Source organism: Lysobacterales bacterium (assembly GCA_016703225.1).
In the GTDB taxonomy this organism is placed as follows: domain Bacteria; phylum Pseudomonadota; class Gammaproteobacteria; order Xanthomonadales; family Ahniellaceae; genus JADKHK01.
The window spans coordinates 905,394-930,490 of sequence record JADJCM010000003.1; the positions used below are offsets into that span (position 1 = coordinate 905,394).

Here is a 25,097-nt window from a genome sequence, read left to right on the forward strand (position 1 = left end):
CGGGTTCAGACCGCGATGACGGTGTCGCTATAGCGGGCCACGATCGCATCGTGGGTCATCAGCCGCAGCGGTTCCACCAACGCCTGTGCGATCAGGATGCGATCGAACGGGTCTCGATGGTGCGCCGGCAGGGCTTCGACCGCGAGCGCGTGCTCGGCAATCGCCCACAGCGCAACGTGCGTGTCGAGCAGCAGGTTCACAGCGGACTTGCGCCAAGGAACAGGTCCGCGACCTCCGCATTGTGCGAGTCGATATCGTCGGGAACTTTGAACTTGCCCTTGGCCACACCGAGGCGCTTGCCGGCCGGCACAGCGTCCACCGGGACCAGACGCGCCGCCGGGCGGCCGTTGCGCGCGATCACGATTTCGCGTTCGCGTCCCTGCTCGATCGCTTCGACCAGGCGCGATAGCGAAGACTTGGCTTCCAGCATGTTGACCGACGGCATGGGTGCAACTCCCGTTTGTACCTTAGTCTAGTCTGGCCAGGCAACAAGCACCACGCACCCCGCCGATTTTCATCGGGCAGCCCCGCCGTTGGCCCGCTCCCGCAGCCGCCTCAGCACATCCTGGAAGTTGCGACCGCGCAGGTGCAGGGCGACGCCGAGGTGAAAGATCAGGTCGGCGGCTTCGTTGACCAGGGCGTCTTCATCCTGGGCGACGGCGGCGAGCGCGACTTCGACACCTTCCTCGCCCACCTTCTGCGCGACGCGGCGGATGCCGCCCTCGACCAGCCGGGTCGTGTAGCTGCCTGCGGGACGATCGCGCAGGCGCTGCGCGATCACGCTGTCGAGCCGTGCCAGCTCCGCGGCCAGCGTGTCTTGCTGCGGATCGAAACAGGTCTCGGAACCGCGGTGGCAAGTGGGACCGTTCGGCTTCGCTAGCAGCAGCAAGGTGTCGCCATCGCAATCCACAGCGACCGAGACCAGGTCCAGCGTGTGTCCGGAGGTCTCGCCCTTGGTCCAGAGGCGCTGTTTCGAGCGCGACCAGAACGTCACGCGCTCGTGCTCCAGCGTGTGCCGCAGTGCTTCGCGATCCATGTAGCCGAGCATCAGCACGCGCGCCGTGGTCGCGTCCTGCACGATCGCCGGCACCAAGCCTTCGCCCTTGGCGAAATCGACTGCGGCGATATCGAATGGCACTGTGCTCATGGTCGCATCTCGATGCCCTGCCCGCGCAGGAATGACTTGAGTTCAGGGATCGGCAGCGTACCGGAATGGAACACGCTGGCCGCGAGCGCGCCATCGACATCGGCGGCGCGAAACACATCGGCGAAATGCTGCGCCGTGCCGGCACCGCCGGAGGCGATCAGCGGCACGCCACAGACCGCCCGCACCGCCTGCAACTGCGCGAGGTCGTAGCCATGGCGGGCACCGTCGGAACTCATGCAGTTCAGCACGATCTCGCCGGCGCCGCGTTCGATCGCCTCGCGCACCCAGGCAGTGGTCTCGCGTGGCGACACGCGAGTCTTGTCGGGATCGCCGGTGTACTGGTGCACGCGCAGTTCGCCCTCGACCCGCTGCGAATCGACGCCGACGACTACGCACTGCACGCCGAACGCGGCGGCCAGGTCGTCGACCAGCTGTGGCCGCTCCAGCGCCGGCGAGTTGACCGAGACCTTGTCGGCGCCGGCATGCAGGATGCGCTCGGCATCGGCCACCGAGCGGATTCCGCCGGCGACGCAGAACGGAATGTCGAGATGGCGCGCGACCCGGCGCACCCACGCGGCATCGGCCGAACGCCCCTGCGGGCTCGCGGTGATGTCGTAGAACACCAGCTCGTCGGCGCCTTCGTCGCGATAGCGCAGCGCCAGTTCTTCGATCCCGCCCATGACCACGTGGTCGCGGAAGCGCACGCCCTTGACCACCTGGCCATCGCGCACGTCGAGACAGGGAATGATCCGCCGCGTCAGCATGCGTTGGCCTCGGCCACGCCGAAGCGGCCTTCGAGCAGGGCGCGGCCGATGATCGCACCGGCCACACCGAGCGCGCGCAGCGCGGCCAGCGCAGCGACGCTGTCGATCCCGCCCGAGGCCTGGATGCGCGCATCGGGATGGCTGTGGCGCAGTTCGCGATACAGCGCCAAGCTCGGCCCGCCCATCATGCCGTCGCGGGCAATGTCGGTGACCAGGAACTGGTCGAGCCCGGCGTCGAGATAGCGCGACAGGCGTTCCGGCAGCGTGGTGCCGCTGGCCTCGGTCCAGCCGTGCAGCGGCAGCGTCCACACGCCATCGACCAGACGCGTGTCGAGTGCGATGACGATGCGATCGCGCCCGAAACTGCGCGCCCACTCGATCACCCGCTGCGGATCGCGCACCGCCACGCTGCCGACCACGGCGGCGGCAACGCCGCCGCGGAACAGGGCATAGAGGTCGGCCTCATCGCGCACGCCGCCGCCGGCCTGCACCGGCACGCTGAGCGCAGTCGCGATCTCGCAGATCGCGAGCCGGTTGCGGCTGCCACCATCGCGCGCGGCATCCAGATCGACCACGTGCAGGCGCTGCGCGCCTTCGGCGGCATAGCGTTGCGCCAGTGTCACGGCGTCGAAGTCGTAGTCGCGCTGCTGGTTGTAGTCGCCTTGCGCAAGGCGCACCACGCGCCCGCCGCGCAGGTCGATCGCGGGAATCGGGATCATTCGAGCTCCAGAAAGTTGGCCAACAATCGCGCGCCGACCGCCGCCGAACGCTCGGGATGGAATTGCGCGCCGTGGAAATTGCGTTCAGACACCACCGCGGCGAACGGCCCGCCGTAGTCGCAGGTCGCCACCGTCGCGGAAGTCAGCGGCGCGGCGTAGCTGTGCACGAAATAGGCGAAGGCATCGGCGCCGAGACCCGCGAGCAGCGGCGAGTCACGCACAGCATCAATGCGGTTCCAGCCCATGTGCGGCACGCGGCCGCAACGCGCCGCATCGAAGCGTTCGAGCCGCCCCGCAAGGATGCCAAGACAAGCCGTGTCGCCCTCGGCGCTGGAGTCGAACAGCAGCTGCATGCCAAGGCAGACGCCGAGCACCGGCTGGGTCAGCGTCGGGATCAATCGGTCCAATCCGGTCTCGCGCAAGCGCGCCATGCCCGGCCCGGCGGCGCCAACCCCGGGCAACACGACATGGCTGGCGCCACGGATGCGCTCGGGATCGCGCGACAACGCTGCGGCCACGCCGAGACGCTCGAACGCGAACTGCACCGAAGCCAGATTGCTGCCGCCGGAGTCGAGCATGACCACGTCCGTCCTCACAGCGTGCCCTTGGTGCTCGGGATGGCGTCGCCTTCGCGGCGGATCGCCTGGCGCAGGGCGCGCGCAAACACCTTGAAGCAGGCCTCGACCATGTGGTGCGTGTTCTCGCCGCGCACCGACAGGTGCAGGTTGGCGCCGAGCGCATCGCACAAGGAGCGGAAGAAGTGCGGCACCATTTCGGTGGCCATGCCGCCCACTTCGCTGCGCGGGAACACGCCCTCGAACACCAGGCAGGCGCGCCCGGACAGATCGAGCGCGGCGCTGGCCAGCGTCTCGTCCATCGGCAGGGTGAAGCCGTAGCGACCGATACCGCGCTTGTCGCCGAGCGCCTTGCGCAGCGCCTCGCCGAGCGCGAGCGCCGAGTCCTCGATGCTGTGGTGCTCGTCGATGTGGGTGTCGCCGGCGCAGGTCAGCGTCAGCGCGAAGCCGCCGTGGCGACCGATCTGCTCCAGCATGTGGTCGAAGAAGCCGATCCCGGTCGCGACCTCGGCGCGTGCTTCGCGATCGAGATCGACGCTGACGCGGATGCGCGTCTCGCTGGTCACGCGCTCGACCGCGGCCACACGCGGCGCATCGGCGATGCGGTGCGCGATCGTTGCCCAGTCGTCGTGGTCGGGACCGAGCCGGAAGCCGCGCACGCCGAGATTGCGCGCCAGTTGCAGATCGGTCTCGCGGTCGCCGATCACGGCGCTACGTTCGAAGTCGAGATCGCCGGAGCGCAGGTAGTCGAGCAGCATGCCGATGCCGGGCTTGCGCGTGGGTGCGTTCTGCTGCTCGAAGTGCGGGTCGATGTGGATCGCGCTGAAGCCGATGCCCTGCGATTCGAGGATCTGAAGCAGCAAGCGCTGCGGCGGCTCGAAATCGGCGAGCGGGAAGCTGTCGCTGCCGAGCCCATCCTGATTGCTGACCATCACGAACTCGTAGCCTGCGGCCTTGAGTTTCAGCAGTGCCGGGATCACGCCCTGCACCAGCCGGAACTTGGCCAGCGAATCGATCTGGAAGTCGGCAGGCTCCTCGATCAGCGTGCCGTCGCGATCGAGAAACAGAATCCTGCGGCGGTTCATGCGGCCTCCTCGCTGGCGCCGAGCGCACGCAGCACGGCGTTGTTCTCATCGACACTGCCGATGCTGATGCGCAGCGCGTCGGCCAAGCCCGGGTACTTCATCAGTTGCCGCACGATCACGCCGGCGCCTGCCAACTGCGCGTAGCGCTGCACCGGGTCGTCAAAGCGCACGGCCAGAAAGTTCGCCTCGGACGGCAGCACCGCACGCACGCCGGTGCAGCGCGCCAGTGCCGCGCGCATGCGTTCGCGTTCGCTGCGAATGCTGGCGATGCGCTCGCCGGTGCGTTGGCGTGCGTCCACAGCCAGGGCGCGCAACGCGGCGTCGATGCAGGGCTCGGGCAGCGGATACGGCGCCATGATGCGCCTGAGCAGATCGATCACGGCGGGGGCGGCGATCGCAGTGCCGATGCGCACGCCGGCCAGGCCGTGCGCCTTGGACAAGGTACGCAGCACCACCAGATTCTCCGGGCTGCCCGCGCGCGTCGCCAACGACGGGCGGTCCGAGAACTCGATGTAGGCCTCGTCCACCACCAACAACGCGCGCTCACGCAATCGCTCGGCGAGATCGAGCAGAAGTTCCGGCGCGGTGGCGTTGCCGGTCGGATTGTTCGGCGTGCAGGCGAAGACGATGCGCGTGTCGGTGCCGAGCGCAGCGAGCACGGCGTCGGCATCGAAGCGGAAGTCATCCTCCGCGCGCAGCGGCACCTGCAGCACGCGCGCGCCCTGCACGTTGGCGGCGACCGCGTACATGCCGAAGGTCGGCGGGCAGACCAGCACCGAATCGACGCCGGCGCGGCAGAAAGCGCGCGTCAGCAGGTCGATCGGCTCATCGCTGCCGCGGCCGACCAGCAGCTGTTCCGGGCGCACCGCGTAGAGGTCCGCGAGCGCGGCCAGCAACGGCGGCGGTTGCGGATCGGGATAGCGATTGATGCGCCCGCTCGCCAACGGATTCCATGGCGATTCGTTGGCATTGAGCCAGATGTCGCCGCCAACCGCTTCCATGCGCGCCGAGGAATACGGCGCCATCGCACGCAACTCGGGCCGCGCCAGATCGAGCACGCTCATGGCGCACGCTCCAGGCGCAGGCGCACGGCGTTGGCGTGCGCGTCCAGGCCTTCGATACCGGCCAGCGTGATCGCGCAGGGTCCGATCGCGCGCAAGCCGGCGACCGAGACCTCCTGCACGGTGATGAAGTTGAGAAAGCTCGCCAGCGACACGCCGCTGAAGGCGCGCGCCGCGCCGCTGGTCGGCAGCACGTGGTTGGTGCCGGAGCAGTAGTCGCCGAGCGACTCCGCAGCATAGGCGCCGAGAAAGATCGAGCCGGCTGCGCGCAGCCGCGGCAACAGCGCGCCCGGATCGCGCGTCTGCACGATCAGGTGCTCGGGCGCGTAGGCATTGGCGACATCAGCCGCGGTCGCCAGCTCCGGCACCGCGATCAGCAGGGCGTGCGCGAGCGCGGCGCGTGCGATGTCGGCGCGCGGCAGCTTCGCGATCTGCGTCTCGATCTCGCGCAGCACGGCATCGATCAGCGCGCCATCGGTCGCCACCAGCAACACCTGTGAGTCCGAACCGTGCTCGGCCTGCGACAGCAGGTCGGAGGCGATGAAGGCCGCATCGGCGCCGGAGTCAGCAATCACCATCACTTCCGAAGGTCCCGCCGGCATATCGATGGCGATGCCCGCGCCGGCAAGCTGCAGCTTGGCTTCGGTGACGTAGGCATTGCCGGGCCCAAACAGCTTGTCGCAGCGTGGGACCGACTCGGTGCCCCAGGCCATCGCCGCGATCGCCTGCGCGCCGCCGAGCTTGAACACCTCGCGAATGCCGCAGCGCTGCGCAGCGTAGAGCACGTGCGGCTCGATGCGACCGTCGCGCATCGGCGGCGAGCACAGCACGATGCGTTCGCAGCCGGCGAGTTGCGCCGGCACGCCGAGCATCAGTGCCGACGACGGCAGCGGCGCGCTACCGGCCGGCACGTACAGTCCAACCGAAGCGATCGGCCGCGCGATGCGCTCGCAGACCACGCCGGGCGCGGTCTCCACGCGCAACGGCAGCGGCTGCTGCGCTTCGTGGAAGCTGCCGATGCGGACATAGGCTTCGTCGATGGCGGCGCGCGCCGCGTCGCTGATGGCGCCGGCGGCAGCCGCGTACTCGGCATCATCCACAAGCAACTCGCCGATCTCGACGCCATCGAACTTGCGCGTCAATGCGCGCAGCGTCACGTCGCCATCGGCGCGCACCTGCTCCAGGATGCGCCCCACCGTGCGCCGCAATTCTTCGCTGCGCAGGCTTGCGGGCCGCTGCAACAGCGTCGCGCGCTCGGCTGCAGAGAGTGCGCTCCAGTCGACCCGCCTCATGCCAGCATCCTCTCGACCGGCAGCACCATCAGGCCGCGCGCGCCGGCGCGGCTCATCGCTTCGAGCTCGGGCCAACCGACTGGGCGCGGCACAATCGCCTGCACCGCGATGTCGGCGGCCTCGCCCTCGATCCCGGTCAGCGTCGGGAGCGAACCTGGCGGCAGCGCATCGCGCACCGTCGGCCATGCCACGCGGCTGGTGCGCAGCATCAGCATGCGCGTCTCGCGCACCGCGAGCACGCCGTCGAGACGGCGCATCAGCATCGCCAGGATGTCATCGCGTTCGTCGCCGAAGGCCATGGTCGCGCAGGCCAGTACCGCCTCGCTGCGCAGGATCACCTCGGCCTCCTTGAGCTGATTCGCGACCAGGGTCGCGCCCGAGGAGACCAGGTCGCAGATCAGATCGGCGGTGCCGAGCCGCGGCGCGATCTCGACCGAGCCAGACAGCGTGACCACGCCGGCCGCGACACCGCGCCCGGACAGGAAATTCGCGAGCAAGCGCGGATAGCTGGTCGCAATGCGCCGGCCGGCGAGCTGCGCGGCGTCGGCGTAGTTCTCCTCCTGCGGCACCGCAATCGACAAGCGGCAGCCGCCAAAACCGAGCGCGCGGATTTCCTCCAGCCCACTTGCACCCTTGGCCGCGATCTGTTCCAGGCGCGCCTCCTCCAACACGTTGCGCCCGAGGAAGCCGAGGTCGCAAACGCCCTCGTCGATCAGGCCGGGGATGTCGTCGTCGCGCACCAGCAGCAGGTCGACCGGGGCGTTGTCGCCGTAGCAGAACAGCTTGTCCCGGCTCTGGCGAAAGCTGAGGCCGCACTGTGCCAGCAGGTTCTGCGAAGGCTCGGAGAGCCTTCCGGATTTCTGCACGGCGATGCGCAGTCGGTCACGGGTTTTCATCGGGGATTCCGTTTCTTCGAAGGTTTGACCGGGGCTGCGATCCAGCCCAAGCGCTCGGCGGCGATGCGGTAGCCGCCCTCGCCCATCTGCAGGCAGCGCGCGACACGACCGATGGTGGTGACGCTGACCGCGGTGCGATCGTGGATCTCGCGGTACGGCAGCTCGCGCGCCAGCAACGGCACTACGCGCCAGCGGTCGCGCAGCGCTTCGAGCTCGGCCGGCGTGCACAGGTCATGGAAGAACGCATGCAACTCGGCCTCGCTGCGCAAGGTCAGCAAAGCCGCGTACAGCGATGCTTCGGCGACTTCGGGCGGTGCTTCGGCCTCGATCGACTTGCGCTTCATTGGGCTGCCTCACTATTGCGATAGCGCATTGTTACATCAGCGCACGCGTTCGGGCAAGCGGGGCCACGCGTCGGGTAGCCGCAGCGCCTCCTGTTGCAAGTGGTTGCAGTTGGTCGCGCATCGTGCCGGGGCGCTGTGGTTATGCTCTGGCGAATGACGGAGGAAAGCGCATGGTTCGCGCGCTGGCGTTGCTGCTCCTGGCGATCACTGCTGCGCTGCTGGCGTGGCCGGCGGCAGTCGATGCGAATGCGTTGACGCTGCAACAAGGCCAGTCGCGCTACCAGCCCGCCGAGCAGCTGCGCTACTGGGTCGATGCCAACCCCGACTCCACGGAACAGGACGCCGACGCCGCGCTGCGCGATGGGCAGTTCCGCAGCATCGAGGTCTGGCCGCCGACCTTTGGCTTCGCCGACGGCGTGTACTGGTTTGCGCTTGACCTGCGCAACCTCGACCACGCCGACACGAGCTGGCTGTACGTCATCGAATACGCCCTGCTCGACCATCTGGACTTGCGCGTGCGCGACGATCTCGGCGGCGAGCAACGCTTCCGGTCCGGCGACCGCGAACCCTACAGCGCGCGCAGTGTCGACCATCGCCACTTCAATTTCGCCTTGAAGGTGCCGCGTGGGCAGGCCGTGCACACCCTGCTCCGCGTCCAGACCGAGAGTTCGGTGCAGGTGCCGGTGGCGATTTATTCCGACCACGCTTTCCTGGAGAAGCATCAGCGCACCCAGATCGGGCTCGGCGTCTTCTACGGCATCCTGATCGGCCTGCTGCTGTACAACCTGCTGCTGTTCCTGTCGGTGCGCGATCGTAGCTACACCTATTACATCGGCTACGTCGCTACCTTCGGACTCGGCCAAGCGTGCCTGAATGGCATCAGCTACCAGTTGCTGTGGCCGAACTGGCCAGTCTGGGACGACGCGGTGCTGCTGCTCGCCATCGGCAGTTCGCTGCTGTGCATGCTGCTGTTCACCAACAGCTTTCTGGAGATGCAGAGCCGCCAGCCGCGACTGGCGCGGGTGTTCCGCACCGGCGCCTGGGTGCTTGCGGCCCTCACGGTGTCGTCCCCGTTCATCGGCTATCGCCATGCCATCCTGCTGGAAACCGCCTCGGTGTTCCTGCTGGCGGTGATGGTCGTGTACGCCGGCATCCGCGCGCGCTTGGCCGGCTATCGCCCGGCGTTCTACTTCCTGTTTGCGTGGAGTTTCATGCTGGTCGGCATCGTCGTCTACGCCAGCGTCTCGTTCGGATTGCTGCCGAAGAACTTCTTCACTGAATACGGCATCCAGTTCGGCGCCGCCATCGAGATGATTCTGCTCTCGCTCGGCCTCGCCTACCGCTTCAAGCTGCTGCGCGAGCAGAATCTGCAGCTGCAACTGGAAGCGACCGAGCGTCTGGAACTGCGCGTCGCCGAGCGCACCGGCGAACTCAATCGCGCCATGGGCGAGCTGCGCACCGCCAACCGCCGCCTGCACGAGTTCAGCCTGCGCGATGGACTGACCGGTGTACACAATCGCCGCTATCTGGATGAGACGCTGGCGCACGCGGTGGCGCAGGCGCGCGAACGCAGCGCACCGATCGCGTTGCTGATGCTCGATATCGACCATTTCAAGCGCATCAACGACAGTCATGGTCATCTTGCCGGGGACGACTGCCTGCGCGCGGTTGCCGAGGTGTTGCGCCGGCATGTGCGCGAGGGCGATGATTTCGTCGCGCGCTATGGCGGCGAGGAGTTCGTGGTGCTGCTGCCGGGCGCCGCGCGCGAGGATGCCGCGCGTCGTGCCGAGATTCTGCGCAAGGAGATCGCGGCATTGCGCATCGATGGCCACGGTGAGCCGATCACGCTCACCATCAGCATTGGCCTGGCCGCGCTCGACGGCCAGGACATCCACTCCGGCCCGGACAAGCTCATCCGCGCCGCCGACGCGGCGCTGTACAAGGCCAAGCGCGACGGCCGCAATCGCCTGGTCTGCGCCGACTGATCAGGCCGAGCCGGGGTTCGCGTCGCGCACCCAATCGCAAATCGCGCGGATGTCGCCGTCCATGGCGCGGTCGCGAGTCATGAACGGAATGCGCTCGCGAATCGCGGCAAACGCCTGAGCCACGCGCGGCGAAGGGTGGAAGGAGTCCGCCGTCGCCAAGGCTTTGAGCAAGTCGGCGCAATCGCGATCGAACGCGGCGGCTTCAGGCGAGTCCTCGCGCGGGGCATTGCTGATCTTGCGCCGGAGCATGGCCAGATCACCGCGGGCGGCGAGCCGGCGCGCGGCGTTGAGCATGTCCTGGCGGTACTCCAGCGCCTGCGCCGCGGTGTAGAGCTCGAGCGCGATCACGCGCTCCAGGTCGTCGCACATGTCGAGCACGTGGCGCGCTTCGTTGGCACCCATCGACACGTGGTCCTCGGCATTGGCACTGGTCGGGATCGAATAGACCGATGCCGGATGCGCACGCGTCGCCAGATCGTTGACCAGTGCGGCCGCGGTGTACTGCACGATCATGAAGCCGGAGTCGGTCGCATCCTCGTTGCCGATCAGGAATGCCGGCAAGCCGTCATTGTTGGCCGGATCGAGGAGCTTGTTCGTGCGCCGCTCGGAAATGCTCGCGAGCACTGGAATCGCCACCTTCAGATAACTCAGCACCAGCGCCAGCGGCATGCCGTGGAAATGACCGGCCGAGATCACCTGGTCCTCGATCTCGCGGGCGTCGGGCTGCTCCGGGAATACCAGCGGATTGTCGGTGACCGAATTCAGTTCGACGTCAATCACCCGCGCCGCCTGCGCCCAGGCATCGCGCACCGCGCCATGCACCTGCGGAATGCAGCGCAGGCAATACGCGTCCTGCGGCTGGTGCTTCTTGCCGCCCTTGAACGGCAAGAAACGCGTGTAGAACTTCTCGCGACCGTGGCGCTGGCTCGACGGCACCCAGTCCCAGCTCAAATCGAAGCGTTGGGCCTGGTCCTCGGGCTCCTGCCAGGCATCGGCCAGCCAGGTGCGGAAGCGCGGCACCAGGTGGTAGGGAATGTCGATCAGGGTGGAGCCGGCTAGCAGGTCGCGCAGCGAGTCCGCTGTCGCGACCTGGCCCGGATGCGGACGCCGCGCATGCACTTCGGGTCGGAACGCGCCGGAGCGGCCGGCGAAGGCTTCGAGCGTCATCGCGGCAGCGAGATCGGCGGTGCGGATCATTTGCTCGATGCGATTCAGCGCCAGCGCGCCCAGCGCCAGCATCTGCGTGGTGCCGTTGTTCAGCGCCAGACCTTCCTTGAACGACAGCCGCACCGGCTCCAGGCCGGCACGCTTCAGCGCTTCCGCACCGGCAATGCGATCGCCCTGGTGGAAGGCCTCGCCGCCGCCAAGCAGCACGATCGCAAGATGCGACAGCGGCGCCAGATCACCCGACGCACCGACCGAACCCTTGGCCGGGATCACCGGGATCACGCCGCGATTCAACATCGCCGCCAGCGATTCCAGCGTCGACACGCGGATGCCGGAATGTCCACGCAGCAAGGTGTTGATGCGGATGCCGAGCATCGCGCGCACGATCGACTCGGAAAACGGCTCGCCGACACAGACCGCGTGCGTGATCACCAGATTGTGCTGCAGCTCTTCCATCAGGCTGCGCTCATGCGCCTCGGGATTGCCGCCGGGCAGATCGTCGCGCGCACGGCGCGCACCGAGCAGCTTGTCGGCATTGCTGCCGAATCCGGTGTTGACGCCGTAGATCGGTTCCTCGGCCGTCACCTTTTCGGCCAGGAAGTCGGCGGCGCGCGCAACGCGGCGCAGCGCCTCCGGCGCCAGCGAAACGCTAGCGCCGGCGGCGAGCGCAGCGACATCGGCGCGCGTCAGCGAATGCCCATCGAGTCGGATCACGCTCGTGCTCACGAGGCCAGCCCCTTCGGCATCGCCGCCAACTGTTCGATTTCCACACGCAGCGTCTTCGCCAGCTCGGCGCGCGGCACCTCGTATTGCAATTCGCGCGGCATGTCCTTCACCGACACCGTCCCCTTGGCCATCTCGTCTTCGCCCAGCACCAGCACGAAGCGAATGCCGGCCTTGGATGCGTACTGGAACTGCTTGCCGAGCTTCTTTGGCTCCAACTGCACTTCGGTATTGATGCCGGCCGCGCGCAACTGCGTGGCCAGCTCGATGTACTTCGGCAGGTCGGCCTCGTTCATCAACGCGACCATCGCCTGCACGCTGCTGTTCGCAACACCGATCAGTCCGGCCTCGCGCAACTGCCAGAACAGTCGCGTCAATCCGATCGAGATGCCGACACCAGGGAGCTTCGACTTGGTGTAGTGCGAAGCCAGGTTCTCGTAGCGGCCGCCCGAGCAGATCGAGCCGATCTGTGGATGGTCGTTCAGCGTGGTTTCGTAGACGGTGCCGGTGTAGTAGTCGAGGCCGCGCGCAATTGAAAAGTTGATCGCGTAATTCGCTTCCGGCACGCCGAGTGCACGAACGAAAGCCAGCACTTCCCGGAGTTCGGCGATTCCGGCCTCGAGCATGGCGTTGCCGCTGCCGAGCGCATCGAGCTTGGCAATCGCATCGTCGTGGCCGCTCGAACGCTGCGAGATGAAAGCGAGGATCTGCGCAACCGTGTCGGCGCCAAGCTTGAAGTGCTCGCCGATCAAGGCATCGCGCACATAGGCCTCGCCGCGCTTGTCGATCTTGTCGACTTCGCGCAAGACCAGGCCCTGTTGTTCCGGATCGGTCACACCGACACGCTCGAAGAAGCCGCGCATCAGCTTGCGGTTGTTCATCTGGATCGTGAACGGCCCGATCGCGAGTTCCGAGAAGATGCCGTGGATCACCGCCGGCAGCTCGGCATCGAAACGCACCGACAGCGCGTCCTTGCCGATCACGTCGATGTCGCACTGGTAGAACTCGCGGAAACGCCCACGCTGCGCCGACTCGCCGCGATAGACGCGCTGCATCTGGTAGCGACGGAACGGGAACTGCAGCTGGTGCTCGTGTTCGGCGACGTAGCGCGCCAGCGGCACGGTCAGGTCGAAGCGCAGTGCCAGTTCCGGCTCGTCGCCCTGTTTCAGACTACCGGTCGACTGCACGAAATAGACCTGACGCTCAGTCTCCCCTCCGGTCTTGGTGAGCAGCACGTCACTGAGCTCGATCGCCGGCGTCTCGACCGGCAGGAAGCCGAAGCGTTCGAAGTTGCGGCGGATGCTGTCGAGCACGCCCTGGAACGCGATCTGTTCCAGCGGCAACAGTTCGAGCACACCGGGCATGGTGCGGGGCTTGGTCAGGCTCATGGGCGCGGCAGAAGGTGGTCCGAAAGGCCGCAAAGGCTAGCAGAATGAAACGGCCGATCCTGCAGGTGTTGCCGAACCCGGAAGCCCTCGCTAAGATGCGCGCCCTCACGTGTTCGGGGTGTAGCTCAGCCTGGTAGAGCGCTACCTTCGGGAGGTAGAAGTCGCAAGTTCGAATCCTGTCACCCCGACCAATCCAGACCATGACGCCACCTTCGGGTGGCGTCGTCGTTTGTGGCCTCAGCGCAGCAACTGCAGGCGCGTGGTCAGCACATCCAGGTGCAGCGCGGCGGCGGCGCCGGGCGACACGCGCTCAGCCAAACTCGTCTCGGGACTGCGTTCGCGGTCCTCGCTCGCGGTGTCCGCAGCCAGCCGGTAGGCCTCGCGAAACGGCAGACCGGCGACCGCGAGTTCGATCGCACGATCGGTCGCGTACATGCCCTGATCGATGGCGGCACGCAGCGCGTCGGGGCTCCATTCGACGGCCACGAACAGGCGCTGCGCCACTGCGAGCGCGGCTCGGCCATGCGCGAATGCGCGCAGCAGCGGTCCCTTGCTCGCCTGCAGATCGCGGTGATAGCCAAGCGGCAGCGACGTCAGCGACTGCAGCTCGGACATCGCGCCGTACACCACCGACGGGCTCGCACGCAGCAGCTCGACGACATCGGGATTGCGCTTGTTCGGCATCAATGAGGAGCCGGTGGTGAAGGCATTCGGCAGCGCCATGAAGCCGAACTCGGCGCTGCTGTAGAGGCTCAGGTCCCAGGCGAAGCGGCGCACGTCGTTCAAGGCCTGCGCCAACACGGCCAGTGCCTGCCATTCGAACTTGCCACGCGACAACTGCGCCGCGATCGGGTTGAGCAGCAAGCGCGCGAAGCCGAGGTCGGCGCTGACGCCCGCTCGATCCAGCGGCAGGTTCACGCCATAACCGGAGGCGGTGCCAAGCGGATTGGCGTCGATCCAGGATCGCGTCTGCCGCGCGAGTTCGGCGTTGTCGATGAACGACTCGGCCAGCGCCGCCCACCACATGCCGGTCGACGAAACCATGGCGCGCTGCAGGTGGGTGTAGCCCGGCATCGGCAAGTCGCCCTCGGCGTCGGCACGTTGCAGCGCCAATGCCGCGATGCCGACACAGCTTTGCTGCGTGTCGAGCAACTGCTGCTTCAGCCACAGTCGCAACGCGACCAGCACCTGGTCGTTGCGGCTGCGCCCGGTGTGGATCTTGCGACCGAGATCGCCGAGCCGTTCGGTCAGCCACCATTCGATGGCGCTATGGCCGTCCTCGAAGCGCTCATCGAGCACGAAGGCACCGCTCTCAAATGCGCTCGACAGCGCCGCGAGCTCGGTCTCGAGTTGCGCGCACTCCGTTGCGGTCACGATGCCGATGCGCGCCAGGCCGCGCGCGTGCGCCGCACTGGCGGCGATGTCGTGCACCAGCAGTTCACGGTCAAGACGCACGTCGTCGCCGGCCATGAAGCGCATCAACTCCGCGTCGATCTCCACGCCTGCCTTGTTCCAGATCGGCGCCGTCACAGTTCGATGCCCTTGAGCTCGTCGAAGCCGAGCGCGAGATTCAGGTTTTGCATCGCCTGCGTCGCCGCGCCCTTGAGCAGGTTGTCGAGCACGCAGACCACGACCGCGCGACGCTGGTCTTCGCTGACGGTGATGCCGCCGATCAGCACGCCGTGCCTGTTCGCGATCGACGACACCCACGGCGCCTCCTCGCGGATCGAAATCAGCGGCTCGTCGTCATAGCGGTCGCGGAAGCGTTCGTACAAGGTCTCGACATCGCAGCGGTCGGACAGATGCGCATTCACGGTCATGGTGATGCCACGAAAATGCGCGGCCACGTGCGGCAGGAACTCGACCGGATGCGCGAGATGGCGGGTCACCTCGCGCTCGTGCAGATGCCCGATCAGGCTGTAGGGCATCAGGTTGTCCTTGAGCTTGAACGGGTCGTTCTTGTCACTCGGCGTGGTGCCGGCACCGCTGTAGCCGGACACGCCGAAACACTGCGCCGGCATGGACAACAGATCGGCGATCGGCGCCAGTGCCAGCTGCATCGCGGTCGCGTAACAACCCGGGTTGCTGATCCGGCGCTGACCCGGCGCGCTGAACCGCGTCAGTTCGGGTAGTCCGTAATACCAGCCGTCGTCGAAGCGATAGTCGGCGCTGAGGTCGAGCAGCACGGGATCGTGGCCCCGCGCGTCGATGGCGGTCACGAACTCGGCCGCACGTCCGTTCGGCAACGCGAGCACGATCGCATCGACCTGGCGCCGGCTGACCGCGTCCGCGCTCAGGTGCTCGTAACGCAGCAGGCCGAACGGCTTGTCGTCGTCGACGATGACCTCCTGCCCCGCCCATTCGCGCGAGGCGACGAAGTCGACCTCCAGCTCGCCGTGCGCGACCAGCAGGCGCAGCAGCTCCTGGCCGACATGGCCGCGTGCACCAACGATGCCGATGCGTTTCGCATTCATGGACATGCTCCCGTTTCCAGCAGGAATTGCAGATTGCGCTTCACCGCCGGCCACTCCGATTCGATGATCGAGAACACCACAGTATCGCGATATCCACCACCGGGAAGTTTCATGTGGTTACGCAGGATGCCGTCCTGCTTGGCGCCAAGGCGGGCGATGGCGGCGCGCGAGCGATGGTTCATGTAACTGGTGCGCAGCTCGACGGCACCGGCGCCGAGCGCCTCGAAGGCGTGCGCGAGCAGCAGGGACTTGGCGGCCGTGTTCAATGCCGTGCGTTGCACCCGCTGCGCATACCAGGTCCAGCCGATCTCCAGGCGCCTGTTGGTGACGTCGATATTGCAGTAGCGCGTGCTGCCGACGATCTCGCCACTGGGGTCACGCACGACGAAGGGCACCGCCCAGCCAGCGCTTTGTTGCTGCATTGCCTGCACGACGTAATCGACCGTGGTCTGCGGCGTCGGCACCGAGGTGTAGAACAGTCGCCACAGCTCACCATCGCTGGCCGCGCGCCCCAGCGCCTCGGCATGTTCGGGCAACAGCGGCGACAGCGAGACCTGCGGGCTCGCGAGCGCCACCGGCTGCACCCACCAGGTTGGATCGATGGCTCCGAGCATGTTCATCCCTTCAAGGTCGCCGGACGTACGCGGCAATGCGTGACCGCGCGCTCGATCTCGTCGAAGGACTCGAGGCCGTACCAGAAGACCGTCCACTTCTCGCCTTTCAGGCAACCATCGCACTCCTCGGTGTAGAACTCGTTCACCGTGTTGTCCGGGCGCGAGCGCCAGAACAGTTTCGGCGTGTCCGCGCGCATGACCTGCCAGGCGGCCTTCCCGAGGCCCTCGCCTTGCGCGTCGTCGGCGACCGCGAACTTGTCGAGGTGGGGCATGCCCTCATCGAGCGTGATCACCAGCGCGGCACGATAGTTCTCGGACACGTAACAGCGCAGCAGCCGGGTCTTCTCGAACCAGTCCGGCGTCAGCTTGCGGCGGAAACCGGATTCGATCAGTGCCTGCAGGCGCTTCTTGTCGAGCGTCGACCACTTGCTGTGGACCCTGATTTTCTCGCCCTTGCGCACCAGGGTGCCGGACCCGCGGTGCGTGAACAGCTCCTTGGCGAGTTCGGCCGGGCGCGTGATCGAGACCGAACTCGACAGCGGCAATCGATCGAGCAGGTCGGCGATCTGCTCGATCTTCAGACGCATGCCCGAATGCAGCCAGGGCGCGGCGCGCAGCGCATCGAGATCGGTGCTCAGGTTGATCGAATCGATCAGCTCGCCGTCGCCATCGAGCATCCCGCCGGTGCCGGTCAGGAACACGATCTTGTACGGCTTCAACCGCACCACCAGCTCGTTCGCGGCCATGTCGGCATTGATGTTCAGGATCTGCCCGCCCGGGGTTTCGCCGAGCGAGGCGATGATCGGGATCGAACTCGCGCGCAGCGAGGCCTGGATCTGGGTCAGGTCGATGTTGGTGACCTTGCCGACCAGACCGAACTTGCGCTTGTTCAGCAGCTCGGTTTCGAACACGCCGCCGACGATCGCACTCGCGCGCGCGCCGACCGCATGCAGGGCCTCCACCAGCTTGAGGTTCTCGGCATGGAACACGCGCCTCACCACCGCCAGTGCCTCGGGCGAGGTGACGCGCAAGCCATCGCGGGTCGGCGTGTCGATGCCGGCAGCGGCGAGTTCATCGTTCAACTGCGGGCCGGCGCCGTGCACGACGATCGGCGTCAGCCCGACCTGCTGCAGGAAGGCGAGCGCGGACGCGAGATCCTCGATCTCGTCGCGCAGGATCGCGCCACCGACCTTGACCACGGCGAAGCGCGCCGCATCGAGCTGCGAGAAGCGCTTCAGGTACTGGTTGATCTCCTTCGCGCTGCCGATGCCCGAGAGCAGGCGCAGGATGACGGGACGCACGTCCTTAGCCGAGTCCATGTTGGATCACCTTTGCATAATGCGTTGCTGCGCGCTCGAGTTGTTCGAGCGCGACCCATTCGTCCGCCGTGTGCGCCTGAGCGATGTCGCCCGGGCCGAATACGATCGCGTGGTAGCCGGCCTGCGAGAACAGCGAGGCCTCGGTCCAGAAATCGACGGCATTGCCGATCGGCAGGCCGAGCGCATCGGCGAGATCGCGCGCGACCAATCGACGTTCCTCGGCAGTGGCGACGTCGCCGCTCGGCAACGACGGTCCGCGGAACGTCTCCTGGTACACCGCACGCTCCGCCACCGGCAGCAGGGCACGGAAGTCCGCATGCAGGCGTTCGACCTCCTGCGACGGCAAGGGGCGGAACCCGAAGCGCAGTTCGGTCGTCGGCGCGATCATGTTGGCCTTGATGCCACCCTCGATGCGACCGATGTTCAGGCGCAGGCCGGTCAGTCCACCGAAGCGCAGGGAGCGGTCGGCTTCGACGCGATCGAGCAGCGCGTTCGAGAAGCGCACCGCCTGGTGCAGCGCCGAATCGAGCAGCGCGTTCGCACCACTGGCATGTCCGGCCTGGCCGCTGAAATGCAGCAGCACCGAGCTGATGCCGCGATGCGCAAGCACGGCTTTGCACATGGTCGGCTCGGCGACCAGCACCGCGTCGAAGGCCGGCTTCTCGGCGAGGAACGCGGCGACGCCGCGGGCATCATTGGCTTCCTCGTCGCTGGTGAACAGCAAGGCGATGTCGCCTGGCACCTGCTGCACGACGGCCAGCAGGGCCGCGACTGCGCCCTTGATGTCGCAGGCGCCGAGCCCGATCGCGCGATCGCCGGCGACGCGCAACACGTGCGGTGCGGCGGTCCAGGCCGGGCTCGATGGCACGGTATCGAGGTGCACGTTGACCAGCACGCGCGGCGTGCCCCGCGTCGCGAACAGGCTGACCGAGCCGGCACCATGATCACGGATGCGCACGTCGAATCCGGCCAGCTGCGACGCGCAGTACGCAAAAATGCCGCCCTCGTCGATCCGCCGCGGCGGATTGCGTGTGTCGAACGCGACCAGTCGTTCGAGATGGCTCAGGATCTGCTCACGCACCCTTGGCCCTGCCCTTCTCGGCCCACAGGCTGGACGACATGCCATAGAGCTGGATGAAACCTTCGGCCTCGGCCACACCCCAGTTCGCGGATTGCGCATAGGTGGCGCCACGGCTGGTCAGCAGGTAGTCGGACTCGACCTTGATGGCATCGACTTTGGCCCCTTGGGTCTCGACCGTGACCTCGCCGCTCACGCGCGCCTGGCTGGACGCGATGAACGCCTCGCAATCGCGCTTGAGCGGATCATGGAAGAAGCCTTCGTAGGCCAGTTCCACCCACTTCTGCCCAATCATCGGCTTGAAGCGGTTCTGCGCCTTGGTCAGCACGGCTTCCTCGAGTGCATTGTGCGCGCAAGCGAGCACGGTCAGTGCCGGCGCCTCGTAGACGATGCGACCCTTGAGCCCGATCGTGGTGTCGCCGGTGTACAGGCCGCGACCGACGCCGTAATCGGCGAACTCGCGGTTCAACTGCGCCAGGATCGCGGCACCATTCATGGCGACGCCATCGACCGCGACCGCGACGCCCTGCTCGAAGCGAATCCGGCGTCGCAGCGGCTGCACAGGCCACTGTGCGCGCGGCTTGCACCAGCCACGCGCGCCGACGCCGGGTTCCTCCCAGCGGTCGATCTCGCCGCCGGATAGGGTCACGCCGAGCACGTTCTCGTTGATGGTGTACGCCTTCACCTTGTCGCGCACGCCGAAGCCGCGCGCTTCCAGGTATTCGCGTTCGTACTTGCGCACCTCGCCCACCTCGCGCTGGATCTCGCGGATCGGCGCCAGGATCTCGTAGTCGCCGAGCGCCTTCACGGTCAGGTCGAAGCGCACCTGGTCATTGCCCATGCCGGTGCACCCGTGTGCGAACGCCCGCGTCCCGAGTTCGTCGCAACGCTTCAGCGAATGCTCGACGATCAGGTAGCGATCCGAGACCAACAGCGGATATTGGCCCTGGTACCACTGCCCGGCCTGGATCAACGGCACCACGAACGAGTCCCAGATCGGCTGCGCGATATCGACGGTCTGGTGCGTCTTGGCCCCGAGATCGGCGGCGCGTTGCTCGATGTAGGCGCGCTCCTCGGCATCGACACCACCGGTATCGGCGAACACGGTGTGCACCTCCCAGCCGCGCTCCTGCAAGTAGGGAATGCAGAAGCTGGTGTCGAGACCACCCGAGAACGCCAGTACCACCCGCTTGTTGTCGTCCTTCCCGCTCATGCCTTTGCTCCCGTCTCTTGCTGATTCGACTGCCATTGAATGAGTTGTTTCATCACCGCCTTCTGCACGTGCAGGCGGTTCTCGGCCTCGTCGACCGCGACGCAGTACGGCGCATCCATCACGCCGTCGGTGGCCTTGATGTTCCGGCGCAGCGGCAGGCAATGCGAGAACAGACCGTTGTTGGTCAGCGCCATCTTTTCTTCGTCGACGATGAAATGCTTGAGCATCGCGCGCATCGGCGCTTCGCCTTCCCAGGCACCGAAATAAGGCAGCGCGCCCCAGCTCTTGGCATAAACGACGTCGGCGCCGCGATAACCGTCCTCGATGTCATGGGTGATGCGGAACGATCCGCCGGCTTCGCCGACGTTCTGCTTCGCGATATCGATGTAGCGCGGGTCGAGGATATAGTCCGGGTTCGGACAGAGCAGGGTCACGTCCATGCCGAGTCGGGTTGCGATCGTCAGCGCCGAATTCGCGACCGCGGTGTTCAGCGGCTTCGGGTGCCAGGTCCAGGTCAGCAAGTACTTCTTGCCGCGCAGGTCACGGCCGAATTTCTCGCGCAGGGTCAGCGCATGCGCCAGTTCCTGGCAGGGATGGGTGATCGTCTCGAGGTTGATCACCGGCACCCGCGAATGCTTGGCGAAAGCCTTCAACACGCGGTCCTCGCGGTCATGGGCCCAGTCGCGGAATTTCGGGAAAGCCCGCACGCCGATCAGGTCGCAGTAGCGCGACAACACCTGCGCGACCTCGGCGACATGTTCTTCGGCATCGCCATCCATCACCACGTTCGGCTCGAACTCGATGCCCCAGGCGTCCTTGCCCGGCGCCAGCACCACGGCGTGTGCGCCCAGCTGCCAGGCGCCGATCTCGAACGAGGTGCGCGTGCGCATGGACGGATTGAAGAACAGCAGCGCGATGGTGCGTCCGGCCAGGTCCTTGCCGAGCGGCGACTGCTTCAGGCACGCGGCCTCGTCGAGCAAGCCGTCGAGTTCGTTGCGACTCAGGTCCTGTGTATTCAAGAAATGGCGGATCATGGATTCTCCTGGACGAAAACGACAAAGCCCGGCACAGGGCCGGGCTTCGTGGAAAAAACGGAATGCCGGCCGGATCAGTCGGATCGACGGCGCGCGCGCGAGGTCATGCCCGAGGCCTGGTAGGCCGAGCTGTTGAACATGGCGTTGGCGTTGAATTGCTGCATGGCCGCATTGAAACATGCGATGGCTGGAAAAAGCAAAGGGCCGCGCAAGGCGGCCCCGAACTTCGATGCTTGCCAGCGGAATCAGTCCGCCGGCGCAATCGACACCCGCACGCGCATGCGCTCGCCCGGGTCGTAGTCGAGCCGCGACATGAACACTTCGCCACGGTAGCGGTATTCGACGTCGTAACCGACCACGCGCCGCTCCTCGCGCTGCACCTCGACCATACGGCAGACCTCGCCACCGCGCTCGTAACGCCCGCCGGCGGAGCCGTTGTTCTTGTCGACATCGTGGCCGATGGCGCCGCCGATGACCGCACCGGCAACCGTTGCTGCGCGGCGACCGTCGCCCTTGCCGACCTGGTTGCCGATGACCCCGCCGATGATTGCGCCGAGCACGGTGCCACCGCTCGGATCGCCGCCGGAACGGCCGCGATAGCGACCATCGCGTTCATAGCATTCTTCGCGAGGTTCGCTGGTCATCACGGTCTCGTAGACCGGATCGACGCGCAACACATCGGCATACCCGTAACTGACACTTTCGGCCGCAGGCGCTCGTCCGTAACGGTCGTCGTAGGACGCGGACTGGGCCGCAACCAGCGAACTGGCGAGGGCGAGCACAAGAGCGATCAGGTTGCGATTCATGGTCGGCGCGTTCCTGGGAAGTCAGTGAAATTACAGCAGGTACGGACTGAACGGCTGCTAATGGCGGATAGACTAGGCAGCTCGCCAGGACCCATGCCGATGCCCCTGACCCTGTTCAATTCCATGACCCGCCAGCCCGAGCGTTTTGTGCCGCTGCAGCACGACCGCGTGACCATGTACGTGTGCGGACCCACCGTTTACAACTATGTGCACATCGGCAATGCGCGTGGTCCAGTAGTGTTCGGCATCCTCGCGCGGCTGCTGCGCCGCCACTATCCGAAACTGGTCTATGCCCGCAACATCACCGATGTCGACGACAAGATCAACCAGGCGGCGATCGATCAACAGGTGCCAATCACGGCAATCACCGACAAGTTCACCGCCGCCTATCGCGAACACATGGGCGCGCTCGGCGTTGACCTTCCCGATCTGGAGCCGCACGCGACCGCGCACATCCCGCAGATCATCGCGATGTGCGAGCGCCTGATCGAGTCCGGGCACGCCTATGCCGCCGAAGGCCATGTGCTGTTCGCGGTCGACACCTATCCAAAGTACGGCCAACTGTCGCGGCGCTCGACCGACGAGATGCTGGCCGGCGCGCGTGTCGAAGTGGCGCCGTACAAGCGCAGCGCCGGCGACTTTGTGTTGTGGAAGCCGTCCACGCCGGAACTGCCCGGCTGGGACTCACCTTGGGGCCGCGGCCGCCCCGGCTGGCATATCGAGTGCTCGGCGATGTGCGAGTCCGCGTTCGGCGAGACCATCGACATTCATTGCGGCGGCATCGACCTGCAGTTTCCGCATCACGAGAACGAGGTCGCGCAATCGGTATGCGCCCACGGCGGCAAACCGTTCGCGCGCTGGTGGCTGCACAACGGCATGCTCAACATGGACGGGCGCAAGATGTCGAAATCGCTCGGCAATGTCTTCCGAATCGACGAGGTGCTGGCCCACCACCCGGCCGAGGCGCTGCGCCTGGCGCTGATGTCGGCGCACTACCGCCAGCCGCTGGACTGGACCGAGGGCCTGATCGAGCAATGCGTGCGCAGTCTCGACCGGCTGTACGGCACCCTGCGCGATCTGGTGTCGATCGAAGCCGCACCCGGCACGGTCCCGGACGCCGTCGAGTCGGCCCTGCTCGATGATCTGAACACGCCGCAAGCCCTGGCCGCGCTGTCACAGATCGCTGCCGATGCGCGTCGCGCAGACAACGATGCCGATCGCGCACGACTGAAGGCGGAGCTGCTTTCCGGTGGCCTTGCGCTGGGACTGCTGCAGCAAGACCCGGCAGCATGGTTCGCGCGCGGCACTGCGGGAAGCAAGCTCGATACCGCCGCCATCGACGCCCGCGTCCAGGAACGCCACGCGGCGAAGCAGGCGCGTGATTTCGCCAAAGCCGATGCCATCCGCAAGGAACTGGCGGAGAAGGGCATCGAAGTCGAGGACACGCCGGCCGGTCCGCGCTGGAAGGTCGCCGCGAAATGAGCGACGTCGCGCTGACCGACCCGGTCCAGCAGGGAATCGCCGACGAGTTCGGTTTCTTCGGAGACTGGAGCGAGCGCTACCAGTACCTGATCGACCTTGGCCGCAAGTTGCCGCCCTTCCCCGAGGAATGGCGCACCGAGGCGAACCGCCTGCATGGCTGCCAGTCGATGGTCTGGGTCGTCCATGAAGGAAACGCCGACAAACTCGTCTTCCACGCGATCAGCGATTCCTCGATCGTGTCCGGGCTGATTGCCCTCACTTTGCGCGTGTATTCCGGACGCAGCGCCGCCGAGATCCTCGCCTGCGAACCTCTGTTCATCGAGGCCATCGGCCTGGGCAAGCATTTGTCGGTCACCCGAGCCAACGGTCTGGCCGCACTGATCGCAAGGATCAAGGACACCGCCGCCAAGGCCTGAAACGGAAGACCCCGCCGCAGCGGGGTCTTCGTGTCATCGCGAGGAGTGCGATCAATCGCCGATCTGGCGCTGACGGTGCTCCCAGCGCTCCTGCGCATCCACCGTGCGTTCCGCGGTCGGACGTGCCTCAAGACGGTCCAAACCGATATCCTCTGCGGTATCGATGCAAAAACCGTATTCGCCGTCCTCGATGCGGCGCAGCGCCTCGTCGATCTTCGAAATCAGCTTGCGGTAGCGATCGCGCGTGCGCAGTTCCAGCGAGTTCTCGGTCTCACGCGTGGCACGCTCGGCTTCGTCACCGACGTCACGCACCTCGTCGCGCAGATTGTCGATGGTCTGCTTCGACTCTTCGACCAGTTCGTTCTTCCAGCCGAGCAGCTTCTGACGGAAATACTCGACCTGGAACTCGTTCATGTAGCGCTCCTTCGCGTTCGGCCTGTAGCCGGCGGGGAGGTTCACGCGTACGGGCTTCTTCTTTTCCAACTGACGTACTGGCTGCATCGGGCTCTGCTGTTTCCTGGAATTCTTGTCGACCTTCGGTGCCACTGCCACCGCCTTGCGCACATTGCTCGCAGGCTTGCCCGGCGCGGGCGTCGGCTTGACCAGTGGCGGCGGGATCGGCCTTGCGATCTGGGCTGCGGCCTTGGCCGGGCCCTTCTGCGGCATGGTCGGCTTCACTACGGGCGCAGCCAGCGTCGGCTTCGCCAACGGTTTCACCGAAGGCTTGGCCGTGGGCTTCGCAGCGGGCTTCGGCACAGGCTTGGTGACGGGCTTCGACGCGGGCTTTTTGGCCGCTGGCTTGACCGCTTTCGACGGCTTCCTGGCGGGCGCCGGCTTCGCGGCCTTCGCGGGTTTGGCCGACTTGACCGGTTTCGCGGGTTTCACTGGCTTGGTCGGCTTCGTCGGCTTCGTCGGGCTTTTGCCTTTGCCGAGCAACGACTTGAGCTTGCTGACCAGGCTGCTCTTGGCCACCGGCTTCGCAGCGGGCTTCTTTGCCGGGGTCTTGCTCGCGGCCTTCTTCGCCGCCAGCTTCTTTGCCGCCTTGGCGGCGGACTTCGCGGCTTTCGCCTTGGCGGCGGGCTTCTTTGCGGGTTTTGCCATGATCGGACAACCTCCGTCCAGTTGCTTGCAATCGAGATGCCGGAAAGCCCGACGCCTCAAAGGGGGCGCTTTATATCTGATGCAGCCGGCGGTCACAACCGCGATGCAGCGGCTAGCATATTCGCATGATCGATCGCCTGCTGATCAAGTCACTGCAAACCTACAAGCGTTTCCTCAGCCCGCTGCTCGGGCAACGCTGTCGATTTCACCCGACTTGCTCCCACTACGCGATCACCGCGATCGAACGCCATGGCGCGATGCGCGGCTCGTTGCTGGCCAGCACGCGCCTGCTGCGCTGCCAACCGTTGTGTGAAGGCGGACTCGACCCGGTGCCGGAGAGGTTCACCCGACGCTTCTGGGCACGCAACGCCTCCTCCGACCCGCCGCCGGATGCCCCGGACCGCTAGAATCTGC

26 protein-coding genes and 1 tRNA gene are annotated in these 25,097 nt (G+C 66.5%); 5 read left to right on the top strand and 22 right to left on the bottom strand.

Going from position 1 to position 25,097, the window contains the following annotated elements; translation table 11 throughout:
* Positions 1 to 5 precede the first annotated feature (5 nt).
* The 11 genes from IPG63_17320 to IPG63_17370 all read right to left on the bottom strand — a co-directional run bounded on the left by IPG63_17320 (position 6) and on the right by IPG63_17370 (position 7,883).
* On the bottom strand, positions 6 to 200 hold the full coding sequence (locus IPG63_17320) for a hypothetical protein (GenBank protein ID MBK6728948.1): 195 nt from the start codon (positions 198 to 200) through the stop codon (positions 6 to 8).
* The gene (locus IPG63_17325; protein MBK6728949.1) at positions 197 to 445 is read right to left on the bottom strand and encodes a type II toxin-antitoxin system Phd/YefM family antitoxin; all 249 of its coding nucleotides are present in this window, start codon (positions 443 to 445) and stop codon (positions 197 to 199) included. Before IPG63_17325 ends, IPG63_17320 begins: the two co-directional genes overlap by 4 nt.
* A gap of 69 nt (positions 446 to 514) precedes the next feature.
* Complete coding sequence (locus IPG63_17330; GenBank protein MBK6728950.1) at positions 515 to 1,147, bottom strand: bifunctional phosphoribosyl-AMP cyclohydrolase/phosphoribosyl-ATP diphosphatase HisIE; 633 nt, start codon at positions 1,145 to 1,147, stop codon at positions 515 to 517.
* Entirely contained in the window at positions 1,144 to 1,911 is a 768-nt protein-coding gene (gene hisF, locus IPG63_17335) for an imidazole glycerol phosphate synthase subunit HisF (GenBank protein ID MBK6728951.1), read from the bottom strand. The genes IPG63_17330 and hisF overlap by 4 nt, the downstream gene beginning before the upstream one ends.
* Positions 1,905 to 2,630: a 1-(5-phosphoribosyl)-5-((5-phosphoribosylamino)methylideneamino)imidazole-4-carboxamide isomerase gene (locus IPG63_17340; protein MBK6728952.1), complete on the bottom strand. Its 726-nt coding sequence runs from the start codon at positions 2,628 to 2,630 to the stop codon at positions 1,905 to 1,907. Before IPG63_17340 ends, hisF begins: the two co-directional genes overlap by 7 nt.
* Positions 2,627 to 3,208: an imidazole glycerol phosphate synthase subunit HisH gene (gene hisH / locus IPG63_17345; protein MBK6728953.1), complete on the bottom strand. Its 582-nt coding sequence runs from the start codon at positions 3,206 to 3,208 to the stop codon at positions 2,627 to 2,629. The genes IPG63_17340 and hisH overlap by 4 nt, the downstream gene beginning before the upstream one ends.
* Before the next feature lie 14 nt (positions 3,209 to 3,222).
* Entirely contained in the window at positions 3,223 to 4,290 is a 1,068-nt protein-coding gene (gene hisB, locus IPG63_17350) for a bifunctional histidinol-phosphatase/imidazoleglycerol-phosphate dehydratase HisB (GenBank protein MBK6728954.1), read from the bottom strand.
* Positions 4,287 to 5,354: a histidinol-phosphate transaminase gene (gene hisC, locus IPG63_17355; GenBank protein ID MBK6728955.1), complete on the bottom strand. Its 1,068-nt coding sequence runs from the start codon at positions 5,352 to 5,354 to the stop codon at positions 4,287 to 4,289. Before hisC ends, hisB begins: the two co-directional genes overlap by 4 nt.
* On the bottom strand, positions 5,351 to 6,643 hold the full coding sequence (gene hisD / locus IPG63_17360; GenBank protein MBK6728956.1) for a histidinol dehydrogenase: 1,293 nt from the start codon (positions 6,641 to 6,643) through the stop codon (positions 5,351 to 5,353). Before hisD ends, hisC begins: the two co-directional genes overlap by 4 nt.
* Positions 6,640 to 7,539, bottom strand: coding sequence for an ATP phosphoribosyltransferase (locus IPG63_17365; GenBank protein MBK6728957.1), 900 nt, complete (start codon positions 7,537 to 7,539; stop codon positions 6,640 to 6,642). Before IPG63_17365 ends, hisD begins: the two co-directional genes overlap by 4 nt.
* Positions 7,536 to 7,883: a hypothetical protein gene (locus IPG63_17370; protein MBK6728958.1), complete on the bottom strand. Its 348-nt coding sequence runs from the start codon at positions 7,881 to 7,883 to the stop codon at positions 7,536 to 7,538. The genes IPG63_17365 and IPG63_17370 overlap by 4 nt, the downstream gene beginning before the upstream one ends.
* Before the next feature lie 170 nt (positions 7,884 to 8,053).
* Between IPG63_17370 and IPG63_17375 the strand changes: the two genes are divergently transcribed.
* Complete coding sequence (locus tag IPG63_17375) at positions 8,054 to 9,868, top strand: GGDEF domain-containing protein (protein ID MBK6728959.1); 1,815 nt, start codon at positions 8,054 to 8,056, stop codon at positions 9,866 to 9,868.
* Here the strand turns inward: IPG63_17375 and IPG63_17380 are convergent, their stop codons facing one another.
* Together IPG63_17380 and IPG63_17385 are read right to left on the bottom strand one after the other, a co-directional pair.
* A complete protein-coding gene (locus IPG63_17380) occupies positions 9,869 to 11,761 on the bottom strand; it encodes an aromatic amino acid lyase (protein MBK6728960.1) in 1,893 nt (630 codons plus the stop codon). It lies immediately after the preceding gene.
* Positions 11,758 to 13,140 carry a histidine--tRNA ligase gene (locus tag IPG63_17385; GenBank protein ID MBK6728961.1) on the bottom strand — a complete coding sequence of 461 codons (1,383 nt, stop codon included), beginning with the start codon at positions 13,138 to 13,140 and terminating at the stop codon, positions 11,758 to 11,760. Before IPG63_17385 ends, IPG63_17380 begins: the two co-directional genes overlap by 4 nt.
* 120 nt (positions 13,141 to 13,260) lie before the next feature.
* Between IPG63_17385 and IPG63_17390 the strand changes: the two genes are divergently transcribed.
* A tRNA-Pro gene (locus IPG63_17390) sits at positions 13,261 to 13,337 on the top strand.
* 46 nt (positions 13,338 to 13,383) lie between these two features.
* Here IPG63_17390 and argH read toward each other — a convergent pair.
* From argH to IPG63_17430, 8 genes are all read right to left on the bottom strand, one after another.
* The gene (gene argH / locus IPG63_17395) at positions 13,384 to 14,676 is read right to left on the bottom strand and encodes an argininosuccinate lyase (GenBank protein MBK6728962.1); all 1,293 of its coding nucleotides are present in this window, start codon (positions 14,674 to 14,676) and stop codon (positions 13,384 to 13,386) included.
* On the bottom strand, positions 14,673 to 15,626 hold the full coding sequence (locus tag IPG63_17400; GenBank protein ID MBK6728963.1) for an N-acetyl-gamma-glutamyl-phosphate reductase: 954 nt from the start codon (positions 15,624 to 15,626) through the stop codon (positions 14,673 to 14,675). The genes argH and IPG63_17400 overlap by 4 nt, the downstream gene beginning before the upstream one ends.
* Positions 15,617 to 16,234 (bottom strand): GNAT family N-acetyltransferase, encoded by a 618-nt coding sequence (locus tag IPG63_17405; protein ID MBK6728964.1) that lies wholly within the window; start codon positions 16,232 to 16,234, stop codon positions 15,617 to 15,619. The genes IPG63_17400 and IPG63_17405 overlap by 10 nt, the downstream gene beginning before the upstream one ends.
* 2 nt (positions 16,235 to 16,236) lie before the next feature.
* Positions 16,237 to 17,553 carry an acetylglutamate kinase gene (locus IPG63_17410; protein ID MBK6728965.1) on the bottom strand — a complete coding sequence of 439 codons (1,317 nt, stop codon included), beginning with the start codon at positions 17,551 to 17,553 and terminating at the stop codon, positions 16,237 to 16,239.
* Positions 17,540 to 18,634: an acetylornithine deacetylase gene (locus tag IPG63_17415; GenBank protein MBK6728966.1), complete on the bottom strand. Its 1,095-nt coding sequence runs from the start codon at positions 18,632 to 18,634 to the stop codon at positions 17,540 to 17,542. Before IPG63_17415 ends, IPG63_17410 begins: the two co-directional genes overlap by 14 nt.
* A complete protein-coding gene (locus tag IPG63_17420; GenBank protein ID MBK6728967.1) occupies positions 18,627 to 19,844 on the bottom strand; it encodes an argininosuccinate synthase in 1,218 nt (405 codons plus the stop codon). Before IPG63_17420 ends, IPG63_17415 begins: the two co-directional genes overlap by 8 nt.
* A complete protein-coding gene (locus IPG63_17425) occupies positions 19,841 to 20,878 on the bottom strand; it encodes an N-acetylornithine carbamoyltransferase (protein MBK6728968.1) in 1,038 nt (345 codons plus the stop codon). Before IPG63_17425 ends, IPG63_17420 begins: the two co-directional genes overlap by 4 nt.
* A 245-nt stretch (positions 20,879 to 21,123) precedes the next feature.
* Positions 21,124 to 21,684, bottom strand: coding sequence for a glycine zipper 2TM domain-containing protein (locus IPG63_17430; protein ID MBK6728969.1), 561 nt, complete (start codon positions 21,682 to 21,684; stop codon positions 21,124 to 21,126).
* A gap of 93 nt (positions 21,685 to 21,777) precedes the next feature.
* Here IPG63_17430 and IPG63_17435 point away from each other — a divergent pair, with 93 nt between their 5' ends.
* Both IPG63_17435 and IPG63_17440 read left to right on the top strand, forming a co-directional pair.
* On the top strand, positions 21,778 to 23,166 hold the full coding sequence (locus IPG63_17435; GenBank protein ID MBK6728970.1) for a cysteine--tRNA ligase: 1,389 nt from the start codon (positions 21,778 to 21,780) through the stop codon (positions 23,164 to 23,166).
* Positions 23,163 to 23,582, top strand: a complete 420-nt coding sequence (locus IPG63_17440; protein MBK6728971.1) for a SufE family protein — start codon at positions 23,163 to 23,165, stop codon at positions 23,580 to 23,582. The genes IPG63_17435 and IPG63_17440 overlap by 4 nt, the downstream gene beginning before the upstream one ends.
* A gap of 51 nt (positions 23,583 to 23,633) precedes the next feature.
* Here IPG63_17440 and dksA read toward each other — a convergent pair whose 3' ends face one another.
* Positions 23,634 to 24,683 (bottom strand): RNA polymerase-binding protein DksA, encoded by a 1,050-nt coding sequence (gene dksA / locus IPG63_17445; protein ID MBK6728972.1) that lies wholly within the window; start codon positions 24,681 to 24,683, stop codon positions 23,634 to 23,636.
* Between the two features lie 125 nt (positions 24,684 to 24,808).
* Here dksA and yidD point away from each other — a divergent pair, with 125 nt between their 5' ends.
* Positions 24,809 to 25,090, top strand: a complete 282-nt coding sequence (gene yidD / locus IPG63_17450; GenBank protein MBK6728973.1) for a membrane protein insertion efficiency factor YidD — start codon at positions 24,809 to 24,811, stop codon at positions 25,088 to 25,090.
* The last annotated feature ends 7 nt before the right edge of the window (positions 25,091 to 25,097 follow it).